The organism is Mycobacterium sp. E1715 (assembly GCF_001667625.1).
In the GTDB taxonomy this organism is placed as follows: domain Bacteria; phylum Actinomycetota; class Actinomycetes; order Mycobacteriales; family Mycobacteriaceae; genus Mycobacterium.
In genome coordinates this window covers 1-2,654 of the sequence record NZ_LZJJ01000297.1, presented here as the reverse complement: position 1 = coordinate 2,654, position 2,654 = coordinate 1, and the positions used below count along the sequence as shown (strand labels likewise).

The 2,654-nt window shown below is 70.6% G+C and carries 4 protein-coding genes; 2 read left to right on the top strand and 2 right to left on the bottom strand.

The annotated features are described in order from the left end of the window. Both A9X03_RS15025 and rpmF read right to left on the bottom strand, forming a co-directional pair. On the bottom strand, positions 1 to 269 hold a 269-nt coding region (locus tag A9X03_RS15025), incomplete at its 3' end, for a response regulator (protein ID WP_156746564.1). Between the two features lie 66 nt (positions 270 to 335). Next, positions 336 to 509 (bottom strand): 50S ribosomal protein L32, encoded by a 174-nt coding sequence (gene rpmF, locus A9X03_RS15020; RefSeq protein WP_007168835.1) that lies wholly within the window; start codon positions 507 to 509, stop codon positions 336 to 338. Between the two features lie 289 nt (positions 510 to 798). On the opposite strand from rpmF, the gene A9X03_RS15015 reads away from it, so the two are divergent. Next, positions 799 to 2,508 (top strand): acyclic terpene utilization AtuA family protein, encoded by a 1,710-nt coding sequence (locus tag A9X03_RS15015; RefSeq protein ID WP_068016099.1) that lies wholly within the window; start codon positions 799 to 801, stop codon positions 2,506 to 2,508. Beyond that, on the top strand, positions 2,505 to 2,654 hold a 150-nt coding region (locus tag A9X03_RS28500; RefSeq protein WP_197696087.1), incomplete at its 3' end, for an acyl-CoA dehydrogenase family protein. The genes A9X03_RS15015 and A9X03_RS28500, both read left to right, overlap by 4 nt.

Below are 2,654 nucleotides of genomic sequence, written 5' to 3'. Positions count from 1 at the left end.
CCGGCGACGCGCTCGGAGACCGAATCACGGGCGGTGAGCACCAGGATGGGTAGGTCGTCGCCGGTGCTGCGGAGCTGACGGCAGACCTCGAGCCCGTCCAGCCGCGGCATCATCACGTCGAGCACGAGCGCGTCGGGCCGGTCGCTCGCGATCATCTCGAGCGCCTCCAGCCCGTCATGGGCCAACTCGACCGAGTAGCCATTGAAGGAAAGCGATCGGCGCAGCGACTCACGCACTGCGCGATCGTCGTCGACGACCAGTATCCGCACGGGCCTAGTGTCGTCCCGACGCCTGAGAGCCGGCTGAGAGGCGCGCCGGGTATTTGCCGAGATTAACTAACGCCGGTCCAGGTCGATCAGACCGAGGCGGGCCGCCTTGAGCAGCCGGCGGGGCACCTTGTGCTTCTGGCCGGCGACCGTCACACCGACGAGTTCGGTCTTGGTGGCCTTCCACTGCGCGCGACGGCTACGGGTGTTCGCGCGCGACATCCTGCGCTTGGGTACGGCCATGGTCGGGCCTAACTCCTCGTGTCGGGGGCTTGTCGCGCGGCGTGGCCGGTGCGGCCGAACGTGCGACGATTGCTCCCAGGATAGTCGGTGGCCTGCCGGGCACCAAAACGAAGCCCTCTGGCGCCGAGATGGCCGTGGCGGTTGTGATCCGGGCGCCGTCCACGACCGTGGCGGCAATCTCGACGTCGGAGGCGAGGGGCGTCCTTGACGTGACACTGGCGCGACCCGCTAACCTACCGGTTGGTTGGTTGGTTTGCGCTCACCGGTGAAACGCAGATTGGAGGACTGCATGGCCTCAGCTCCTGGTCGTGACGCGGTCCGGATCGCGAACTGCTCCGGGTTCTACGGCGACCGGCTGTCGGCGATGCGCGAGATGCTCACCGGCGGCGACGTGGACTACCTCACCGGCGATTACCTGGCCGAATTGACCATGCTGATCCTGGGCCGCGACCGGATGAAGCACCCCGAGCGCGGCTACGCCAAGACGTTTCTGACCCAGCTCGAGGACTGTCTCGGGGAGGCCCGCGATCGGGGTGTGCGCATCGTCGCCAACGCCGGCGGACTCAACCCGGCGGGGCTGGCCGCCGCGATACGCGCCCTGGCCGAGCGCCTCGGCATTCCCGCGCGGGTCGCCCACGTCGAAGGCGACGACCTGCTGGCGCGCGCCGCCGACCTCGGGCTGGGCAGCCCGCTGACCGCGAACGCCTACCTGGGCGCGTGGGGCATCGTCGACTGCCTGGGCGACGGCGCCGACGTGGTCGTCACCGGCCGGGTCACCGACGCCTCGGTGATCGTCGGAGCCGCCGCCGCGCACTTCGGCTGGGGCCGCACCGACTACGACCGGCTGGCCGGCGCGGTGGTCGCCGGCCACGTCATCGAGTGCGGCGTGCAGGCCACCGGCGGCAACTACTCCTTCTTCACGGAGGTCGCGGACCTGACCCACGCCGGCTTCCCGCTGGCCGAGGTGCACCCCGACGGCTCCTCGGTGATCACCAAGCACGCCGGCACCGGCGGGCTGGTGAGCGTCGACACCGTCACCGCGCAATTGCTGTACGAGATCACCGGCGCCCGCTACGCCAACCCCGACGTCACCGCGCGGATGGACACCGTCGAGCTGTCCCCCGACGGCCCCGACCGGGTGCGCATCCACGGCGTGCGCGGCGAACCGCCGCCGCCCACCTACAAGGTGTCGCTGAACAGCATCGGCGGATTCCGCAACTCCATGACCTTCGTGCTGACCGGTCTCGACATCGAGGCCAAGGCGGACCTGGTGCGCCGGCAGCTCGACGCCGCGCTGACCGTCAAGCCCGCGGAGCTGCAGTGGTCGCTGGCCCGCACCGACCACCCCGACGCCGACACCGAGGAAGCCGCCAGCGCGCTGCTGCACTGCGTGGTCCGCGACCCCGACCCCGCCAACGTCGGGCGCCAGTTCTCCTCGGCCGCCGTGGAATTGGCTCTCGCCAGCTATCCGGGCTTTCACGTGACCGCCCCACCGGGCGACGGTCAGGTCTACGGCGTGTTCACCGCCGGCTACGTCGACGCCAAGGAGGTGCCCCACGTCGCGGTGCACGCCGACGGCACCCGGGTCGAGATCGACTGCGTCACCGAGACTTTGGAGCTCGCGCCCGCCGAGCCCCCACCCCTGCCGGAGCCGTTGCCCGACGGCCCGACCCGCCGGGTGCCGCTGGGCCGCATCGCCGGCGCCCGCAGCGGCGACAAGGGCGGCTCGGCCAACGTCGGGGTCTGGGTTCGCACCGACGAGCAATGGCGGTGGCTCGCCAACACGCTGACCGTCGAGCTGCTCAAGGAGCTGCTGCCCGAGGCCGCGGAGTTCGTCGTCACCCGCCACTTGCTGCCCAACCTGCGCGCGGTCAACTTCGTCATCGACGGCATCCTGGGCCAGGGCGTCGCCTACCAGGCGCGGTTCGACCCGCAGGCCAAGGGATTGGGCGAATGGTTGCGCGGCCGCCACGTCGACATCCCCGAAAGGTTGTTATGAATCTGTGGACGACGCCGGAGCGCGAAGAGCTGCGAAAGACGGTGCGCTCCTTCACCGAACGCGAAATCCTGCCCCACGCAGACGAGTGGGAGCGCGTCGGGGAGCTGCCGCGTGAGCTGCACCGTCGCGCCGGGGCGGCCGGCCTG

Bases quoted from the DNA above. Each gene is read 5' to 3' on its own strand.
- A9X03_RS15015 (WP_068016099.1), top strand. From the start codon at position 799: ATGGCCTCAGCTCCTGGTCGTGACGCGGTCCGGATCGCGAACTGCTCC.
- rpmF (WP_007168835.1), bottom strand. From the start codon at position 509: ATGGCCGTACCCAAGCGCAGGATGTCGCGCGCGAACACCCGTAGCCGT.